Source organism: Streptomyces sp. NPDC001744, assembly GCF_042892575.1.
In the GTDB taxonomy this organism is placed as follows: domain Bacteria; phylum Actinomycetota; class Actinomycetes; order Streptomycetales; family Streptomycetaceae; genus Streptomyces.
Window position 1 is genome coordinate 17618 of the sequence record NZ_JBIAUG010000008.1, and the last position, 16562, is coordinate 34179.

At 73.2% G+C, this 16562-nt stretch carries 17 protein-coding genes; 4 read left to right on the top strand and 13 right to left on the bottom strand.

The window, feature by feature from the left end; translation table 11 throughout:
- Nucleotides 1-15: 15 nt before the first annotated feature.
- The 3 genes from ACFYZY_RS11975 (at nucleotide 16) to ACFYZY_RS11985 (ending at nucleotide 2589) form a co-directional block, all read left to right on the top strand.
- The gene (locus tag ACFYZY_RS11975) at nucleotides 16-891 is read left to right on the top strand and encodes a helix-turn-helix transcriptional regulator (RefSeq protein WP_388692510.1); all 876 of its coding nucleotides are present in this window, start codon (nucleotides 16-18) and stop codon (nucleotides 889-891) included.
- 127 nt (nucleotides 892-1018) lie between these two features.
- Complete coding sequence (locus tag ACFYZY_RS11980; RefSeq protein ID WP_388692512.1) at nucleotides 1019-1534, top strand: cupin domain-containing protein; 516 nt, start codon at nucleotides 1019-1021, stop codon at nucleotides 1532-1534.
- Nucleotides 1534-2589 carry a 3-oxoacyl-[acyl-carrier-protein] synthase III C-terminal domain-containing protein gene (locus tag ACFYZY_RS11985; RefSeq protein ID WP_388692514.1) on the top strand — a complete coding sequence of 352 codons (1056 nt, stop codon included), beginning with the start codon at nucleotides 1534-1536 and terminating at the stop codon, nucleotides 2587-2589. The genes ACFYZY_RS11980 and ACFYZY_RS11985 overlap by 1 nt, the downstream gene beginning before the upstream one ends.
- Before the next feature lie 139 nt (nucleotides 2590-2728).
- Here the strand turns inward: ACFYZY_RS11985 and ACFYZY_RS11990 are convergent, their stop codons facing one another.
- The 4 genes from ACFYZY_RS11990 to ACFYZY_RS12005 all read right to left on the bottom strand — a co-directional run bounded on the left by ACFYZY_RS11990 (nucleotide 2729) and on the right by ACFYZY_RS12005 (nucleotide 6486).
- A complete protein-coding gene (locus ACFYZY_RS11990) occupies nucleotides 2729-3586 on the bottom strand; it encodes a BTAD domain-containing putative transcriptional regulator (RefSeq protein ID WP_388692516.1) in 858 nt (285 codons plus the stop codon).
- Between the two features lie 299 nt (nucleotides 3587-3885).
- A complete protein-coding gene (locus ACFYZY_RS11995; RefSeq protein ID WP_388692517.1) occupies nucleotides 3886-4335 on the bottom strand; it encodes a MarR family winged helix-turn-helix transcriptional regulator in 450 nt (149 codons plus the stop codon).
- 92 nt (nucleotides 4336-4427) lie between these two features.
- Nucleotides 4428-4859, bottom strand: a complete 432-nt coding sequence (locus tag ACFYZY_RS12000; RefSeq protein WP_388692519.1) for a hotdog fold thioesterase — start codon at nucleotides 4857-4859, stop codon at nucleotides 4428-4430.
- Nucleotides 4860-4869: 10 nt separating this feature from the next.
- Nucleotides 4870-6486: an MFS transporter gene (locus ACFYZY_RS12005; protein ID WP_388692521.1), complete on the bottom strand. Its 1617-nt coding sequence runs from the start codon at nucleotides 6484-6486 to the stop codon at nucleotides 4870-4872.
- A 147-nt stretch (nucleotides 6487-6633) separates the two neighbouring features.
- On the opposite strand from ACFYZY_RS12005, the gene ACFYZY_RS12010 reads away from it, so the two are divergent.
- Complete coding sequence (locus tag ACFYZY_RS12010; RefSeq protein ID WP_388692523.1) at nucleotides 6634-7590, top strand: aldo/keto reductase; 957 nt, start codon at nucleotides 6634-6636, stop codon at nucleotides 7588-7590.
- 66 nt (nucleotides 7591-7656) lie between these two features.
- On the opposite strand, the gene ACFYZY_RS12015 is transcribed toward ACFYZY_RS12010, so the two are convergent.
- The 9 genes from ACFYZY_RS12015 to ACFYZY_RS12055 all read right to left on the bottom strand — a co-directional run bounded on the left by ACFYZY_RS12015 (nucleotide 7657) and on the right by ACFYZY_RS12055 (nucleotide 16301).
- Entirely contained in the window at nucleotides 7657-8394 is a 738-nt protein-coding gene (locus ACFYZY_RS12015) for an HAD family hydrolase (protein WP_388692525.1), read from the bottom strand.
- Nucleotides 8391-9986: an FAD-dependent monooxygenase gene (locus ACFYZY_RS12020; protein WP_388692527.1), complete on the bottom strand. Its 1596-nt coding sequence runs from the start codon at nucleotides 9984-9986 to the stop codon at nucleotides 8391-8393. Before ACFYZY_RS12020 ends, ACFYZY_RS12015 begins: the two co-directional genes overlap by 4 nt.
- Nucleotides 9974-10732, bottom strand: coding sequence for an SDR family NAD(P)-dependent oxidoreductase (locus ACFYZY_RS12025; protein ID WP_388692529.1), 759 nt, complete (start codon nucleotides 10730-10732; stop codon nucleotides 9974-9976). The genes ACFYZY_RS12020 and ACFYZY_RS12025 overlap by 13 nt, the downstream gene beginning before the upstream one ends.
- 94 nt (nucleotides 10733-10826) lie before the next feature.
- Nucleotides 10827-11813 (bottom strand): 3-oxoacyl-ACP synthase III family protein, encoded by a 987-nt coding sequence (locus ACFYZY_RS12030; protein WP_388692531.1) that lies wholly within the window; start codon nucleotides 11811-11813, stop codon nucleotides 10827-10829.
- A gap of 54 nt (nucleotides 11814-11867) precedes the next feature.
- Nucleotides 11868-12611, bottom strand: a complete 744-nt coding sequence (locus ACFYZY_RS12035) for an SDR family oxidoreductase (RefSeq protein ID WP_388692533.1) — start codon at nucleotides 12609-12611, stop codon at nucleotides 11868-11870.
- Nucleotides 12608-13867 (bottom strand): beta-ketoacyl-[acyl-carrier-protein] synthase family protein, encoded by a 1260-nt coding sequence (locus tag ACFYZY_RS12040; RefSeq protein ID WP_388692534.1) that lies wholly within the window; start codon nucleotides 13865-13867, stop codon nucleotides 12608-12610. Before ACFYZY_RS12040 ends, ACFYZY_RS12035 begins: the two co-directional genes overlap by 4 nt.
- Complete coding sequence (locus tag ACFYZY_RS12045; protein ID WP_388692536.1) at nucleotides 13867-14106, bottom strand: acyl carrier protein; 240 nt, start codon at nucleotides 14104-14106, stop codon at nucleotides 13867-13869. The genes ACFYZY_RS12040 and ACFYZY_RS12045 overlap by 1 nt, the downstream gene beginning before the upstream one ends.
- 104 nt (nucleotides 14107-14210) lie before the next feature.
- Complete coding sequence (locus ACFYZY_RS12050) at nucleotides 14211-15266, bottom strand: ketoacyl-ACP synthase III family protein (protein ID WP_388692538.1); 1056 nt, start codon at nucleotides 15264-15266, stop codon at nucleotides 14211-14213.
- Between the two features lie 6 nt (nucleotides 15267-15272).
- Complete coding sequence (locus ACFYZY_RS12055; RefSeq protein WP_388692540.1) at nucleotides 15273-16301, bottom strand: ScbA/BarX family gamma-butyrolactone biosynthesis protein; 1029 nt, start codon at nucleotides 16299-16301, stop codon at nucleotides 15273-15275.
- Nucleotides 16302-16562 lie beyond the last annotated feature (261 nt).

The window sequence follows — 16562 nt, forward strand, 5'->3', positions numbered from 1 at the left end:
AGATATCCTGGGTCCATGACCACCAGCCTCAACGCAGTGCGGGAGCCTCGTCGACGCGAGGAGCTCAAGCACTTCCTGCGCACCCGCCGGGAACGGCTCAAGCCCGAGGACGTGGGAATTCCGCCCGGTGCGCGCCGGCGCACGCCGGGGTTGCGCCGGGAGGAGGTCGCGATGCTGGCCGGCATCGGCGCCTCCTGGTACACGTGGCTCGAACAGGGCCGGGACATCAAGGTGTCGGAGCAGGTCGTGGACGCGATCAGCCGGACGCTGCTGCTGGACGCCGTGGAACGGGACCACCTGTACCGGCTGGTGGGGATGAACCCGCCGCAGCGCGCGGCGGACGACCTCGCGGACACGGCGCAGCTGACGTCCCTCGTGGAGGGCTGGATGCCGAGCCCGGCGTACGTGATCGACCGGTGCTGGGACATCGTGGAGCTCAACCGCGCGGCCGGCCTCGTCTTCGGGTTCGGCGAGCGGGACACCAACTGCCTGGTCTCCTTCTTCACCAACCCGGTGTTCCGGGCGCGCCACCGGTACTGGGCGGAGGTCGCCCCGGGGCTGGTGTCCGAGTTCCGCAGGGACGCCGCCCGTTACCCGGAGGAGGCGCGGTTCGCGTCGATCTCGCGGAGGCTGACGGAGGAGAGCGAGGAGTTCGCGGAGCTGTGGTCCCGGTACGAGCTCACGGCGAAGAGCCAGGGCACGAAGGCGATCGACCATCCGCGCGCGGGGTTCATGATCTTCGACCACTCGGTGCTCGAGATCCCGGACAGGCCGGGCATCCGGCTGATGCTGCACACGGCGCGGCCCGGTACGGAGACCCGCGAGAAGGTCGTGGAGCTGCTGGGGCGGGACGAGCGGAAGGGCAGGATCTCGCTGGTCGAGGTGGGGTGAGCGGCTCGCACGAGGACGACTGAAGACCGGCTCAAGGACCGTACGGGAAGTCAAGACAGGGCACGTTTTCATGCCAATGCTCTGATACACATGGCTGCGTTCGGTTCCCGTGAGCGGAGGACTTCCCGTGGTCAAGAAGAACAGGTTCATCACCGTCGGCGCCGCCGCGGCGGTGGCGCTCGGCGTCGGATTCGCCACCCAGCCCGCCCGGGCCGACGTCGCGGCCGACGTCCCCCCGGTCAGCTCGGTCACCCTGAGCCAGGGCGTCACCTCGGCGCCCTTCAGGATCAAGGCGCAGGACGGCCGCAAGGTCCTCTACCGCAAGGCGGTCGTGCAGCCGGGCGCCTCCACCGGCTGGCACTACCACGTGGGCGAGGAGATCGCCGTCATCAACTCCGGTACGTTCACCCGGATCGACGGCTCGGACTGCTCGGTGAAGGAGTACGGTCCGGGTGAATCGCTCGTGGAGCCCGTCGGCCCGACCACCGTGCACATGGGCGTCAACAGGGGCACCGAGCCGGTCGAGCTGTACGTCGTCGACATCGTCCCCACCACGGCGACCGGGCCGACCACGGCCGCCCCGGACCCGGGCTGCGACGTCGACGCGGTGACCTCGAAGAGCACGGCCGCCGGGGCCGAGTGATGCGTCTGCCGAGACCTCTGGGCATCTCGGGCCCCTCGCTCTGGCTGCCCCCGGACCGGCAGAGCGGGGCCGAGGCGGTCGCACGCGGCCTGGTCGACGCCGAGACCGTCGACGAACTCGGGTACACCGGACTGCCGGTGGCAGGCCTGGCCCCGCCCGAGATGGCGGTCGAGGCCGGCCGCGAGGCCCTCTCCGCGGCCGGGGTCGACCCCGGTGCCGTGGGACTCCTGCTGCACGCCTGGATCCATTACCAGGGTCACGACCTGTGGTCCCCCGCGCACTTCGTCGCCGACCGGCTGGGCGCCGACGGCGCCGTGCCCCTCGGCGTCCAGCAGGTCTGCAACGGCGGCGCGGCGGCCGTGGAGCTGGCCGCCTCCCGCCTCTTCGTCGAGCCCGGCCTCGGGCACGCCCTGGTGACCACCGCCGACGCCTTCCCGGAGCCCGGCTTCGACCGCTGGAGCGGGGACTACGGCATCGGGTACGGCGACGGGGCCACCGCCCTCGTCCTGCACCACCTGCCGGAGGGCGGGGGCGGCCGGCCGGCCGACCTGGTCCTGCACGCGATCGCCACGGTCGCCGCGCCCCGGCTGGAGCGCATGCACCGCGGCGACGACCCGTTCGGCCCGGCCGCCCGCTCCCTCGGGCCGAAGATCGACATCCGCCGGACCAAGAAGGCGTTCCTCCGGGCCGAGGGCATGGAGGCGTTCACCGAGGCGAGCACGGCGTCGCTGCGGGCGGCGGTGGAGGCGTGCCTGACGGACGCGGGGCTGTCCGGGGGACGGTCCGCGGGGGGCGACAAGCCACTGCGCTACGTGGTGGCGCCGCGGCTCGGCCGCAAGACCGTCGACCTGGCCTACGCGCCGCTGCTGTCCGGGGTCGGCGGTGCCGAGCTGCTGCGGCCCGGCGCCGACACCGGGCACCTGGGTGCCGGTGACGCCGCGGCCAGCCTCGCGGAGCTGCACGCCCGGCGGATGCTGGGCCCCGGCGAGTACGCGCTGGTGGTGAGTGCCGGGGCCGGGTTCACCTGGTCGTGCCTGCTGGTCGGCGGGGTCTGAGCGGGCGTCGCGCACGTCCCGTCGCGCACTCCCCGGCGCGGACGCCGGGGAGGCGGGCCGGCCCCGGGAGGGCCGCCCGGGCGGAACGCCCGGCCGGGAGACCCCGGCCGGGCGTTCCGTCGCGTGCCGCCGGCCCGGTTCAGCCGGTCGCGCGCAGCGCCGGCGCCAGGTTGCGCACCGTACCGCCCACGATCCGGCGGTTCTGCTGCCGTACGACGGTGGTCCGGTCGGCCGACCGGAACCGGTGCGTGTCGAGCGACGGCTCGCCGCGCAGGATGTCCTGCTCCATCTGGACCAGGAACGGCGACGGCTCCAGGCCCAGTTCCTCCACCAGCCGGGCCCGCAGCCGCCGCATCACGGCGAGCGACTCGGCCCGCCGGCCGCAGCGGTAGAGCGCGAGCATCAGGTGGCGGTGGAAGTTCTCGTGGAGCGGGTGACGGGCGGTGAGCTCGGTCAGTTCCGGAACCAGGGTGTGGTGCGCGCCGCGCTGGAGGTCGGCGTAGATCCGGTGCTCCAGCGTGCACAGGAGGGACTCGTCCAGATGGACGATCCGGGCACCGAGCAGTTCGCCGGCCTCCACGTTGACGAGCGCCGGGCCGCGCCACAGCGCCACGGCCTGGTGGAGCAGATCGGACCCCTCGACGAATTCGCCGCGCTGGACCGCCGCGTTCCCGGCGGCGGCCAGCATCTCGTATTCCGTGATGTCGAGTGCGACCCTCCGCGTGGACAGCACGTAACTGCTGCCCTCGGTGACGAGGATTTCTTCGGCTATTTCGTTGACGCTCTTCTTGAGGGCTTCCGCGAGGATGCGGCGGACCTGCCCGATATATGTCTGAATCGTTGCGGTGGCCGTACGAGGGGGACTGTTCCCCCACAGCTCCCGTACGAGCGAGCCGACCGATACCGCGCTGTCGGCGTTGACGGCGAGTAAGGCGAGCAGACGACGCGGCTTGGGCGCCAGCGCCACTGGTTCCAGGTCGTCGCCGAATACGTTCATCGGCCCCAGGACATGAATCTGCACCATTCCCCCTTATTGGTACATCCATCACACTCTGCGGTGAAGTGATTGAACATTCCACCTCTCGTCCGGGTGTGTGTACCTGGCACGAGTCACGGGGTCAGCCTAGCAGGGACCTGGCCGAAAATCGCTTCCAGTTGATCTTCGTGCGGAGTGTTTACGAGCCGGAGTCCTCTTTGTTACCTGCCGCCTCCGAGCGCAAAAAGAAAACCACGTCGAATTTCGCCGGCGAGCGAAATTCGACGTGGTTTTCCCACGTTCCCGGAATGCCCGGGAGGTTATTTCATGGCACCCAGGACGGCGATGGCCCGCTCCAGGTACTCCTCGAACAGGGCCCTCTCCTCGGGCGTGAACGCGGCGCCCAGCGTTCCCTCGACGTGGAGGGCCGCCTTGTCGGCCTTCTTCGCGATGGCGCGGCCCGCCCGGGTCGCCCGGTTGACCACGACCTTCTGGTGCAGCTCCGAGGGTTCCCGGAACACCAGGTCGGCCTTCTCCAGGTTGGCCAGGACCGTCGCCATCGTCTGCGGCGTGACCATGCACTCGCGCGCCAGCTGCGCCGCGGACATGCCGTCCGACACCGACAGCAGCAGCAGGACCGAGTACTGGGGAACCGTCAGGCCGAATTCCCGCAGCGCCTCCGTCTTGCGCCCGATCAGAGCCTGCTCGGCCCTCTTGATCGTGTGCCCGAGTCGTCCCGCGGCGACCGTCTCCGTCGTCGTCTTCGCCATGTCAACAGTCTTGCATACGACAGAGGACGAAGCAGTAGACGCGTATTGTCTCCGCCGGGCCGGCCGGCCGTCGTTTCCCGGGGAGCGTCCGGTCACCGGTTCGGCCGACGCCTGGCCGGCGGGATGGCGCAGGTCAGCCGGGCGGTGCAGGTGCGCCGGCCCCGTTCGTCGCGGATGACGATCTCGTACGTGGCGGTGTGCGTGCCCACGTGCAGCGGACGGCACTCGCCGGTGACCCGGCCCGACCGCGCCCCGCCGTGGTGGGTGCAGGACAGTTCCTGGCCGACGATGATCCGGTCGGCGCCCGCGTGCGTCCAGGCCGCGAGCGAACCGAGCGTCTCGGCCAGCACGGCGTTGGCCCCGCCGTGCAGCAGGCCGATCGGCTGGCGGTTGCCCGCCACCGGCATGGTGCCGATCACGAGGTCCGGCCCGCAGACCTCGATCTCGATGCCGAGCCGCTCCACCAGCTGCTCGTCGGCGTAGGGGGACAGGACCTCGACGGGACCGAGGGCGGTCTGTGTCATGCCCGCCCCCTCAGTGCGCGGAGGCGGGCTCGGGCGACGCCGCGGACGGCTCGCCGACGGCACCGGCCGTGTCGCCGGCCTTGTCGCCGTCCGCCGCCCCGCCGCCCTTCAGCAGGCTGCCGACGACCACGGCGGTGACCACGCAGGCCGCCGCGACGATCCACATCGTGGTGTGCAGGCCGGAGGCGTAGGCGTCGGCCATCGCGGTCACCGCCCGGTCCCGGACCCCGCCCGCGGGCAGCGTCCCGGCGGCCTCGGTCAGACCGCCCTGGAGGGCGCGCGAGGTCAGCGCGTCGGCGCCGCCCCGGAAGGCGGAGACGGCGTCCTCGTCGAGGGCGCTCCTGGTGAGCGCCGTGACCAGGGCGCCGAGACCGGCCATGGAGACCGCGTCCGAGGTGAGCCGCACCGTGTTGAACATGCCGGCGGCCATGCCCATCCGCTCCGGCTCGACGGCCGACACGGCCGCGCCGTCCAGGATGCCCAGCGAGATGCCGTAGCCGATGCCCAGGAAGAGCAGCGGGCCGGCCAGGGCGGGGGCCGGGGCGCCCGGTTCGACCAGGGTCAGCCAGGCGGCGCCGACGGCCGAGAAGGCGAGCAGCACGACGAACAGGACGCGCTGGGAGACCTTCTGCGCGGCCATGCCGGTCAGGGCGGGCATCACCAGCGAGGGGCCGGTCAGCAGCAGCAGGACCAGGCCGATCCGGACGGCCGACAGGCCGCTCGTGGAGGTCAGGTACGGCGGCAGCACGATGACGAGCGCGACGAAGCTGAACGCCAGCACCAGCGGCACCAGGCAGACGGCGAGGAACTGCGGGCGGGCGAAGAGGCCCAGGTCGAACATGGGGTGCTCGGAGCGCCGTTCCACCGCCACGAAGACGGCGAGCAGGACCAGGCAGCCGATGGCCGAGGCGAGCACGATCGGGTCGGTCCAGCCGCGGCCCGGCCCCTCCACCAGGGCGAGGACGAAGAGGGCGATGCCGAGGCCGAAGGCGAAGGTGCCGGCCCAGTCGAAGCGGGGCCCGCGGTTCGGCTCCGTGCGGGGCAGCAGCGGGGTGCTCAGCAGGACGAGCGCGGCGACCCCGGCGAGCACGAGGAACACCGAGCGCCAGCCCCACAGGTTGACCAGGACGCCGCCGAACATCGGGCCGAACGCGAGGCCCGCTCCCAGGAAGGTGCCGAACAGGCCGAACGCCTTCGCGCGGGCCGGGCCGTCGAACGCCTGGGCCACGATCGCGGTGATGGAGGCGAGCGCCGCGCCGCTGCCGAAGCCGGAGACGGCGCGCGAGACGTCGAGCAGCAGGATGCTGTCGGAGAGGCCGGAGACGGTCATCCAGAACGCGAAGAAGGCCATGCCCCAGGTGAACATCCTGCGGTGGCCCACGCGGTCGGCGAGCGAACCCATCGCCGCGAGGCTGCTGGACGCGGTGAGCATGTAGCCGTCGACCACCCACTGGGCGGCGGCGAGAGAGCTGTGCAGGTCGGCGCCGATGTCGGGCACGGCCACGGACGGGCCGGTCACCACCAAGGTCATCAGCGGGCCGACGACGCACGCCGCGGCGAGAGTCGCCCGCGGGTTGCCGGTGGACACGGGAATCACCCCTGTTCTGTTCTGTTCGTTGTCAGGCATGTGTAAGAACCCTGGCATAGATTAGGAGTCTCAACCTATGCGATGTCAATGTCGTATGGCAGAGTTCTGTCTGAAGGCGAGGGGCTGTCTCACGGATCGAGTGGACGGCCCTCGCGGGCACACACGGGAGAGGCGGTGCGCACGCACATGCGCAGGATCCAACTGGGCGGTTCACGGCGGAGCTTCGCGGCCGTCGGCCTCGGCTGCATGGGCATGTCGTGGGGGTACGACGAGCTGGGCCGGGACGAGAGCGAGTCCATCGCGGTCGTACGGCACGCGCTCGACCTCGGCGTCGACCTGATCGACACGGCCGACCAGTACGGCCCGTTCACCAACGAACTGCTGGTCGGCAAGGCGCTGCGGGGCCACCGCGACAGGGCGCTGCTCGCCACCAAGGGCGGGCTCGTCGTGGACGACCCGGCCACCTACAGGAGCCACCGGGACGGCCGGCCGGAGTACCTGCGCGCCGCCGTCGACGCGAGCCTGGAGCGGCTCGGCGTGGACCACATCGACCTCTACCAGCTGCACCGCGTCGACCCCGGGGTGCCGGTCGAGGAGAGCTGGGGCGCGCTCGCGGAGCTGGTCGCGGAGGGCAAGCTCGGCGCCCTCGGGCTCTCCGAGGCGTCGGTGGAGGAGATCGGCCGGGCACACGCGGTCCACCCGGTCGCGTCCGTGCAGAGCGAGCTGTCGCTGTGGAGCCGGGAGGCCCTGAAGGACGGCGTGGTGGACCACTGCGGACGCGAGGGCATCGCGTTCGTCGCGTTCGCCCCGCTCGGCCGCGGCTTCCTGTCCGGCCTCATCAGCAGCCCTCGGGACCTGCCGGAGGTGGACGGCCGGCACCGGATCCCCCGGTTCCAGCCCGAGGCCATCAGCGCCAACCAGGCCCTCGTCGACCGGGTGCGGTTCCTGGCCGACGAACTCGGCGCGACCACCGCCCAGGTGGCGATCGCGTGGGTGCTGGCCCAGGGCGAGCACGTGGGCGTCATCCCCGGCACCAAGACCCTCCGCTACCTGGAGGACAACGTGGAGGCCGGCTCCCTGGTCCTCCCGCCCGGCGCCCTCGCCGCGCTGGACGACCTGCCGGAGGCGGTCGGCGCCCGCTGACGCCTCCGCGCGGCACGTACCGAAGGGGCGCCCCGTCCGCGGCGCCCCTTCGCGTCCGTCCGGCGGCTACACCGGCTGGCGGTGCGTCCCGGCCGTCAGGGTGGCCGGGAGGACCGGCCAGCCCCGCTCGGCCGCGTGGGCCGTCATCCGCGGGTTCTCGCCGACGACCGTCGGGTGGCCCACCATGCTCAGCATGGTCAGGTCCCCCGGGTCGTCGCCGTACGCGTGGCAGTCGGCCGGGTCCGCGCCGAACTTCGCCAGCGCCTCCCGGACCGCGTCCGCCTTCGCCGGGCCGAACATCGCGTGCCGGATCGCCCCCGTCATGCGCCGGTCCGCGTCCAGCTCCGGTTCCGTGCACAGGACCAGGTCGACGCCCAGGTCGTCGGTGATCGGGTGGAGCGTCGCCGGCCAGGAGCCGGAGATGACCACGGTGTGGTGGCCCGCCTCCTGGTGGGCGCGCAGCCGGGCGACCGTCGGCTCGATGAACGGCGCCCCGCGCTCGCGCAGATGGGCGTACCACTCCCGCGCCTCGGCGACCACGTCGTCCCAGGGGACGCCGGCGAACAGCTCGTAGAACCTGGACACCACCTCGACCGGCGTCACGCCCTTCGAGGCCATCCGCCGCAGCGGCTCGACCAGCCGCTCGTACGCGGCCCCGGTGACGTCGCCCTCCCGTTTCATCCGGTGCCGCAGCAGCGAGAACGGCGTCTTCATGGCGACGAGCGTCTCGTCGGCGTCGAAGAACGCCACGACCGGACGGGAGTGGCCGGTGGTGAGGGGCGGGAGGGCGGGGGACGTGGTCAAGACCGGCTCCTGGGGTGTGCCGCTCGGGTGAGCAGTCGTGTGGTGCCCCGGGGGTCCCGGGGGTCGATCCGCGCGAGCAGGTGGCCGTCCGGGCGCACGACCGCCACGGCGGGCCGCGGACCGAGCGCCCGCGCCAGGCCCCGGGGGACGGCCCGGGTCAGGTCGAGGACCGGGGTGCCGTCGGGAAGCTCCCGGCGGACCCGGTCGCTGGTCCGCCGCCAGTCCTCCGGCGGGGTCCGCGTACCGGGCCACAGCAGCACGGTGTGCCGGTCCCGGTCGATCGTCGGCCAGCCGCCGCCGTCGAGCCGCGGGGCGGCGGGCCCGCGGCCGGCGGCCGGCCCGCCCGGAGCGGCGACGGGGCCCGACGAGACCCGCAGCGGCATCCGGGGATGGCGGTCGCCGTCGTAACTGACGTCCGTCTGGCTCAGCTGCGGGGCGAACCTGCGCTGGAAGAGGCCGGTCCGGTCTGCCACCGTGAACGCGGCGTCCCGCAGCGCGACCTTCGCGGGCGTGTCGACCAGGCCCGCCTTGGTCAGCAGCGCCGTCGAACGGGCCACCTCGTGCGAGACGGTGCGCCGCTCGGAGTCGTACGAGTCGAGGATCGCCTCGCCGAACTCCCCCCGGAGGACGCCGGACAGCTTCCACGCCAGGTTGAACGCGTCCTGCATGCCGGTGTTCATGCCCTGGCCGCCGGCCGGGCTGATCACATGGGCCGCGTCGCCCGCGAGGAAGCAGCGGCCGCTGCGGAAGGCGGAGGCGATCCTGACCCGCACCCGGAAGGACCCGCTCCACAGCAGTTCCTCGACGCGGCTGCGGCCGGCCGCCCGGTCGTCGACGACCTGCTGGAACATCTCGCGGGGCGGCGGGTTGTCCTCGTCGTACGCGTCGTGCGGCACGTTCAGCGCGATGCGGTGCACGCCGCCGCCCATCGGGCCGAGCACCATGGCGCCGCTCGGCGCGTAGCAGTAGTGCGACAGGTCCTCGGAGAGGGTGGTGGTCAGCCGGGCGTCGGTGATCGCGAACGACACGTCGACCGGCGGGCCGTCGTAGCCGATGCCCAGCTCCTTGCGGACGGTGCTGTGCGCCCCGTCCGCGCCGACGAGCCAGGCCGGCTCCACCTCCTCGGTCCGGCCGTCCTCGTGCTCCAGTGTGACGGCGGGACCGTCCGCCGCGTTGTCGAGAGCGGTGAGCCGGACGCCCTGCTCGACGGTTCCGCCGAGGGCGGCGAGCCGCCGGCGCAGCACCCCCTCGGTGTCGCTCTGCGCGAGGGTGAGCGCGAACGGGTAGGGGGAGTCGGGCAGTCTGCTCATCCAGGCGGTCGCCAGGCGGCGGCCGCGGGAGTAGAACGCGGTGCCCGCGAGGCGGTGGCCCGTGTCGAGCAGCTCCTCGGTGACCCCGATCCGGTCGAGGAGTTCGAGGTTGCGCGGCCAGACGACGTTCGCGCGGGAGTGCGCGGTGTGTCCGCGGCCGGCGTCCACGACGCGCACCGGGACGCCCTGCTGGAGCAGTTCGCACGCGACGACCAGGCCGACCGGGCCGGCGCCGACGACGAGGACGGGCCGGTTCGCCCGTACGTCCGTCAGGCCGCCCACATCAGGCCCCCGTTGACCTCGACCACGCTGCCGTTGACGTACGAGCTGTCCTGCGAGGCGAGGAACACGGCGGTCGCCCCGACCTCGGCGGGACGGCCGAGGCGCCCCGACAGCAGACGGCCGCGGTAGCTCTCCCAGGCACGCTCGTTGGAGGCCAGCTCCTTGCCCATGCCCTCGTCGATGTAGCCGGGCGAAAGGCAGTTGACGGTGATGCCCTTGGGGGCGAGCTCGACGGCGGAGGTCCGGGTGAACATCTCCACGGCGGCCTTGCTCGCGCTGTAGGCGGCGGCGCCGATCGCCGCCCGGCCGGCCACGCAGGACGACACGTTGATGATGCGGCCGCCGACGCCGGTCGCTTCGCGCCGGGCGGCCATCGGGGCGATCACCGCGCGCGTGCAGAGGAAGACGCCGGTCAGGTTGGTGGCGAGCGTGGTGTTCCAGTCGGCCACCGACAGGCGGGCGATCTTGCCGTCGCGGCTGACCCCCGCGTTGTTGACGAGGACGTCGACGCCGCCGAACCTCTCGACCGCGGCCCCGACCAGACCGGCCACCGAGGTCTCGTCGGTGACGTCGGTGGGGTGGAAGAGCAGCCGGTCGCCGTGGTCGTCGGCGAGCTCCTCGATGTCGTACGGGTTGCGCGCGGCGACCACGACCGAGGCGCCCTCCTCCAGGAACGCCTCGGCGATGGCCCGCCCCAGGCCCCGTGTGCCGCCAGTGATGACGGCCGTCTGTCCGTCGAGCCTCATGGCTCCTCCATCCGGTGCTGCGTGTGGTGTGTGTACGGGGGCGACGCGCCGGCGCGGAAGCCGCGCCGGCGCGTCGGCGCGTCGGGTCGAGCCGTCAGTACCAGGTCAGAAGGGCCGCGCCCGCGGTCATGCCGCCGCCGACCGACGCCATCAGGATCCGCTCGCCGCGCTTCAGCGGCCGCTCCCGGTGCGTGGCGTGCAGGGTGAGCGGCACCGAGGCGGCGACCGTGTTGCCCAGCCGCGGCGCGGTGTACGCGACCCGGTCGGGATCGATGCCGGCGTCCGCGACGAAGGTCTCCAGGAGCCGGGTGTTGGCCTGGTGGAAGACGAACCGGTCGACGTCCTCCAGGGCGAGCCCGCATTCGTCGAGCGTCCGGGCGGTCAGCTTGGCCAGCACCGCGAGGGCGTAGTCGCGCACCGCGCGGCCGTCCATCCGGAAGTAGTGCTTGCCGGCCGCGCGGGCCTCGGCGTCGAGCGGGGTCCGGGTGCCGCCGCCCTCCACCCCCACGTAGTGGTGGAACTCCCCGTCCGTGACCAGGTGCACCGACTGCAGGCCGTAGCCCTCGGGCACCTCGCCGAGCAGGACCGCGCCCGCGCCGTCGCCGAACAGGCTCACCGTGCGCCGGTCGGACCTGTCCATGATCGTGGAGAACATGTCGGCGCCGACCAGGAGCACGTGCTTCCCGGTGCGGCCCGCCCTCAGCAGCCCCTCGGCGACCGAGAGGCCGTAGAGGAAGCCGCTGCAGACGGCGTTGACGTCGAAGGCGGGCAGGGTGGAGAGCCCCAGTTTGTGCTGGAGGATCGCCGCGGTCGACGGCTGCGGCACGTCCGGGGTGCTGGTCGCCACGATCAGCGCGCCCAGCCCCTCGCGGACCTCGTCCGGAACGCCCTCCAGCGCCTCCCGGGCCGCGTGCAGGGCCAGGTCGGACGTGGTCGTGCCGGGCTCGGCGTACCGCCGGGTGAGGACGCCGGTCCGCTCGGTCACCCAGGACTCGGGCATCCCCGTCCAGGCGCTGATCTGCTGGTTGTCGACCACCTTGTCGGGGATGTGGGAGCCGATCGACAGGACACCGACGGGCATGGTTTACCTTCCCTGGGCTTGGTGAATGGTGGTGGGCGCGGGCGGCACGGGGCCTCAGTGACCCATGCCGAGCCCACCGCTGACCGGCAGCACGGCGCCGGTGATGTACGAGGCCTCCTCGCCGGTGAGGAACCGCACGGCGGCGGCCACCTCGTCGGCGGTGCCGGCCCGGCCCAGCGGCGTCATCGCCAGGTACTGGTCCATGCGGGCCGGCCGTACCCCGCGCAGCATGTCCGTCTCGACGAGCCCGGGGGCGACGACGTTGACGGTGATGCCGCGGCCGCCCAGCTCCCAGGCGAGGGAGCGGGCGAGACCGACGAGGCCGGCCTTGGCGGCGGTGTAGTTCGTCTGGCCGGGCGAGCCGGTGAACGCCACGGCCGAGGAGATCAGCACCATGCGGCCCCACCGCCCGCCGAGCATGCCCCGGGCCGCGTGCTTGGCGACCCGGATCACCGACCGCAGGTTGGTGTCGAGGACGGTGTCGACGGCGTCGTCGTCGAGGGCGAGCAGCAGCCCGTCCCGGGTGACGCCGGCGTTGGCGACCAGCACCTCCACGTCGCCGTGGGCGGCCGCGACCTCCTCGAAGGCGCGTTCCACCTGCGCCGCGTCGGTGACGTCGCAGCGCACCCCGAGGAGCCCCTCCGGGGGCTCGCCGGTGCGGTACGTGACGGCCACCCGGTCGCCGCGCGCGGCGAGCGAGCGGGCGACGGCCAGACCGATGCCGCGGTTGCCGCCGGTGACGAGGACGGAGCGGCCCGAGGGGACCGGGCCGCCGGAGGGGCCGGGAGGCGCGGTCATGCCGGCGTCACCACGATCACCGCGTTCTGGCCGCCGAAGCCGAACGAGTCGTTGACCGCCGCGCCGATCTCCATCGGCCGGGCCTCCTTGGCCACCACGTCCACCCCGATGCCCGGGTCCAGGCTGCTCAGGTTGGCCGTCGGCGGGACGAGCCGCCGCTCCACGGCGAGCACCGTGTACACCGCCTCGGCCGCCCCGGCGGCGCCCAGCAGGTGACCGACGACCCCCTTGGTGGAGGTGACGGCGGGCTTCTCGCCGAAGACCCGGCGGAGCATCCCCGCCTCGGTGATGTCGTTGAGCGGGGTCGACGTGCCGTGCGCGTTGACGTGGTCGACCTCGGAGACGTCGACCAGGGCGTCGGCGAGCGCGGCCCTGACGGCCCGCTCGGCGCCGCCGCCGGTCGGGTCGGGCGCCGACGCGTGGTGGCCGTCGGCCGAGGCGCCGAAGCCGGAGACCCGGGCCCTGACGCGGGCGCCGCGCGCCCGCGCGTCCTCCATCCGCTCCAGGACCAGCATGGCCGCGCCCTCACCGGCGACGAACCCGTCGCGTTCGGCGTCGAAGGGGCGGGAGGCCGACGCCGGGTCGTCGCGCCGGGTGGACAGCGCGCCGGCCCGGGCGAGGCTGGCCATGGCGGTCGGGGACATCGCGGCCTCGGCACCGCCGGCCAGGACGACGTCGCAGACCCCGGACTCCAGGAGCGCGCGGGCGTATCCGATCGCCGTGTTGCCGGAGGCGCAGGCGGTCGACACGACCTGGTTGGGGCCGAGCGCCTTGAGGTCCATGGCGATGTAGCCGGCGGTCATGTTGACCGGGCCCATCACCATCAGCAGCGGTGAGACGAACCCGGGCCCGTCCTCGAGGTGCTTGCCGTGCTCGCGCTCGACGGTGGACCAGCCACCGAGGGAGGTGCCGACCACCACGCCGACGCGGGCGCCGTCCCAGGCGGCCGGGTCGAGTCCGGCGTCCTCGACCGCCTGCCGGGCGGCGACCACGCCGAAGTGGCTGATCGGGTCCATGCGGACGGCACTGCGCCGCCCGAGCAGGGCGCCCGCGTCGAAGTCCGGTACGCGACAGGCGAAGTCGACCGGCAGGCCGGCCAGGTCCGGATCGACGGCCGCGGTGGACTCGCCCGACCAGACCCGCGCGAAGTTGGCCTCGACGCCGAGGCCGGCCGGGGTGACCAGGCCGACGCCGGTGACCGCCACGTCGAAGCGTTTGGCGCGCCCCTCCGGGCGCTGCGTCGGTATGCCGCTCATCAGGCCACCGCGGCCTTGGCGTCGATCTCGGCGAGGACGTCGGCGAAGGTGTTCTCCGGGGTCAGCGCCGTCTCGTCGATCTGGACGCCGAACTCCTTCTGGACGATGACGCTGAGCTCGATCAGGGCGAGCGAGTCCAGGTCGAGGCGGTCGAAGGTGGAGGCGGTGTCGAGCTCCTCGGCGGGCACGCCGAGCTTCTCGGAGACGAGGGCGAAGAGGCGGTCCTGGTGTGCGGACATGACGGTTCTCCTTGGAATGCGGATCGGTGCGGATCGGTGCGGATCGGTGTGGATCAGTGGGGACCGGTACGGGTCGTGGCTCGGTGCGGGGCGTGCCGCGGGGGTCAGCGCCGGCTGACCACGGCCGCGGTGAAGGTGAAGCCGCCGCCACCGTTGAGCACGAGGGCGTGGGCCCCCGGCCTCAGCAGGTCCGAGCGGGCCAGGTCGGCGAGGGAGGCGTTCAGGTCGCCCGCCCCCACGTGTCCGGTGGTCCGGCCCAGGTCGAGCACCTGCGCGGAGGTGACCTCCGTCAGCGGCGGGACGTACGCCTCGTTCATCGCCTTGGTGCCCAGGCGGGGGATGACGGCGTAGTGCAGCCGCGGGTCGTCGCCGGTGAGCCCGGCGTCCGCCAGGCACTCCTCGACGACGGCGCGGATGCGGTCGGCGGCCGTCTTGACGAAGAACTCGACGCCGTACGCCTTGATGAAGGCGCGCTTGGTGCGCCGCACGTCGATCATCGGACCGTGCCCCATCGGCGTCGCGTTCAGTTCGTCGTCGCCGCGGTGCATCACCTCCAGTTCGGAGGCCGTCCGGGTCGAGAGGGCGTGCAGCAGCAGGTCGGGGGGGAAGGCGTGCGCCGAGCCCGGTTCCGCCGCGGGACCGGTGCGGTGCACGAGGACGGCGGTGGCCGCGTCGCCGGCCGCCATCCCGTAGTCGCTGCGCCAACGGTGCCAGCTCGGCATCAGGAAGCGGTCGGCGGTGGTGACCAGGGCGGGGCCGGCGGCCGGGTCTCCCTGGAGCCGGCTCGCGGCCAGTTCGACGCCGATGGCGCCGCCGTTGCACTGCTGGAGCAGCCCGATCGGCACGGCGCGGTCGGCGCCGATCCTGCGGGCGATGTAGTGCGGGGCGGACCAGGCGTCGTGGCCCTGGTGGTGGACGCTCGCGTGCAGGACGAGGGAGAGCTGGTCGGGCCGGGCGCCGGAGAGTTCGAAGAGCCGGTTCGCGGCCTCGACGGCCATGTCCGGCGGCGCGGTGTCCTCGCTGACCGGGAGGGAGGTGTAGCCGAGTTCGCGGGCGGTCCGGGCGTCGACGTCACCGGCGGCCACGGCCTCTTCGGCCGTCTGGAGGCCGTCCGGGTACCAGGCCGTCGCCGAGAGGCCCAGGGGGGATTCCAGTCGCACGGGTCGTCACCTGCCGTCCGTGCCGGGTGCCGCGGGGGCGCCGTCCGCGCCGGGCGCGGGGAGGGCCGCGACCCGGACCTCGGCCGTGCAGAGCGACTCCCCGTCCTGGAGGAAGTCGACGGTGAAGCGCTCGCCGGCGCGGGGCGCGACGGAGACCGTGACCGGGCTGTCCAGTTCCACGAAGCGGCGGAACGTGGCGTCGAAGGCGCGGGCGTACCGCAGCTCGCCGGGCCCGCCCGAGGCGAGGACCGCGGCCTGGCGCGCCGCCTCCATCAGGGCCATCGCCGGCACGTGGTCCAGGGGGTGGTCGTACATGGCCGCGTGCCGCACGGGGACGTCGAGCACGGCGCGCAGCGCGGTCGTGCCGTCGGGATCGCGCGTCACGTCCGTGAGGACGACGTTCTCGGTCCGTTCGCGGCCCACCAGGGCGGGGGCGACGGGGGTGCCGGTGCGGGTGGCCGGCAGGTCGGAGGAGAGCGGCGGGACGGAGCCGCGGGTCTTCGCCCGGTGGGCGCCGTAGCCGTCGCGGCTGAGGTACCCGGCCACGACGGTGCTCGTCCCGGCCCGCCGGCCGCCCACCAGGAACGCGCAGTCGAGGGTGGCGGCCAGGAGCCGGGCGCCGCGCCGCTTGAGGTCGCGGGCGGTGACCTCGACGACGAGTTCGTCCGGGGCGTCGCCGCGGGCCCGCAGCGCCGCGAGGTCGGTGAACTCGGTGGTCCAGTCGCTGATCAGGAAGGAGGTGTCGTACGTGACGTCCAGCCACCGGTGCGCCACGACGGTGACGGCCTGGCGGGCCGCCTCCAGGAGGAACAGCGGGTCGAGCAGCGCGGGCCGCTGGGTGTGGTCGTTGTAGTAGCCGTGCGCGCGGGGCGCCTGGACGGCCACGGCGAAGGAGTCGTCGCCGTGCCGCACGGCGTCGGTGACGAACACCTCCATCACGGCCCGGCGGTGCACCAGGACGCGGTCCACAGGACGCTGGTAGGCGAGTTCGGCGGCCGGGGCGGCTTCCGCCGGCTCCTGCTCAGCAAGGGTCATGCCCGGTTCCGTTCGTCCGTGAGTCTGCTTCAACTGCCCCTGGAAGGGCATGAATCAAGCCTCGCAGTCGCCTCTGGGGTTTCATCTGCGAATGACGGGAAGGTGGACCGGGGCCTCACGCGGGGCCCGCTTGAGAGCCACTGAAGATTCGCTGAAGAGTGGCCCCGGAGTCCTCGGGGGCACGGAAAAGGGCCGCCCCGGCAGGGACGGCCCTTCTTTTCTCGGCAGATGGGGTGTGGTTCTCCTCGTCGGTGGAGGGGG

What these genes read in the sequence shown, in the direction of transcription:
- ACFYZY_RS11975 (WP_388692510.1), top strand. Translation starts at nt 16, where the DNA reads ATGACCACCAGCCTCAACGCAGTGCGGGAGCCTCGTCGACGCGAGGAG.
- ACFYZY_RS11985 (WP_388692514.1), top strand. Translation starts at nt 1,534, where the DNA reads ATGCGTCTGCCGAGACCTCTGGGCATCTCGGGCCCCTCGCTCTGGCTG.
- ACFYZY_RS11990 (WP_388692516.1), bottom strand. Translation starts at nt 3,586, where the DNA reads ATGAACGTATTCGGCGACGACCTGGAACCAGTGGCGCTGGCGCCCAAG.
- ACFYZY_RS11995 (WP_388692517.1), bottom strand. Translation starts at nt 4,335, where the DNA reads ATGGCGAAGACGACGACGGAGACGGTCGCCGCGGGACGACTCGGGCAC.
- ACFYZY_RS12000 (WP_388692519.1), bottom strand. Translation starts at nt 4,859, where the DNA reads ATGACACAGACCGCCCTCGGTCCCGTCGAGGTCCTGTCCCCCTACGCC.
- ACFYZY_RS12005 (WP_388692521.1), bottom strand. Translation starts at nt 6,486, where the DNA reads ATGCCTGACAACGAACAGAACAGAACAGGGGTGATTCCCGTGTCCACC.
- ACFYZY_RS12010 (WP_388692523.1), top strand. Translation starts at nt 6,634, where the DNA reads ATGCGCAGGATCCAACTGGGCGGTTCACGGCGGAGCTTCGCGGCCGTC.
- ACFYZY_RS12025 (WP_388692529.1), bottom strand. Translation starts at nt 10,732, where the DNA reads ATGAGGCTCGACGGACAGACGGCCGTCATCACTGGCGGCACACGGGGC.
- ACFYZY_RS12030 (WP_388692531.1), bottom strand. Translation starts at nt 11,813, where the DNA reads ATGCCCGTCGGTGTCCTGTCGATCGGCTCCCACATCCCCGACAAGGTG.
- ACFYZY_RS12035 (WP_388692533.1), bottom strand. Translation starts at nt 12,611, where the DNA reads ATGACCGCGCCTCCCGGCCCCTCCGGCGGCCCGGTCCCCTCGGGCCGC.
- ACFYZY_RS12040 (WP_388692534.1), bottom strand. Translation starts at nt 13,867, where the DNA reads ATGAGCGGCATACCGACGCAGCGCCCGGAGGGGCGCGCCAAACGCTTC.
- ACFYZY_RS12045 (WP_388692536.1), bottom strand. Translation starts at nt 14,106, where the DNA reads ATGTCCGCACACCAGGACCGCCTCTTCGCCCTCGTCTCCGAGAAGCTC.
- ACFYZY_RS12055 (WP_388692540.1), bottom strand. Translation starts at nt 16,301, where the DNA reads ATGACCCTTGCTGAGCAGGAGCCGGCGGAAGCCGCCCCGGCCGCCGAA.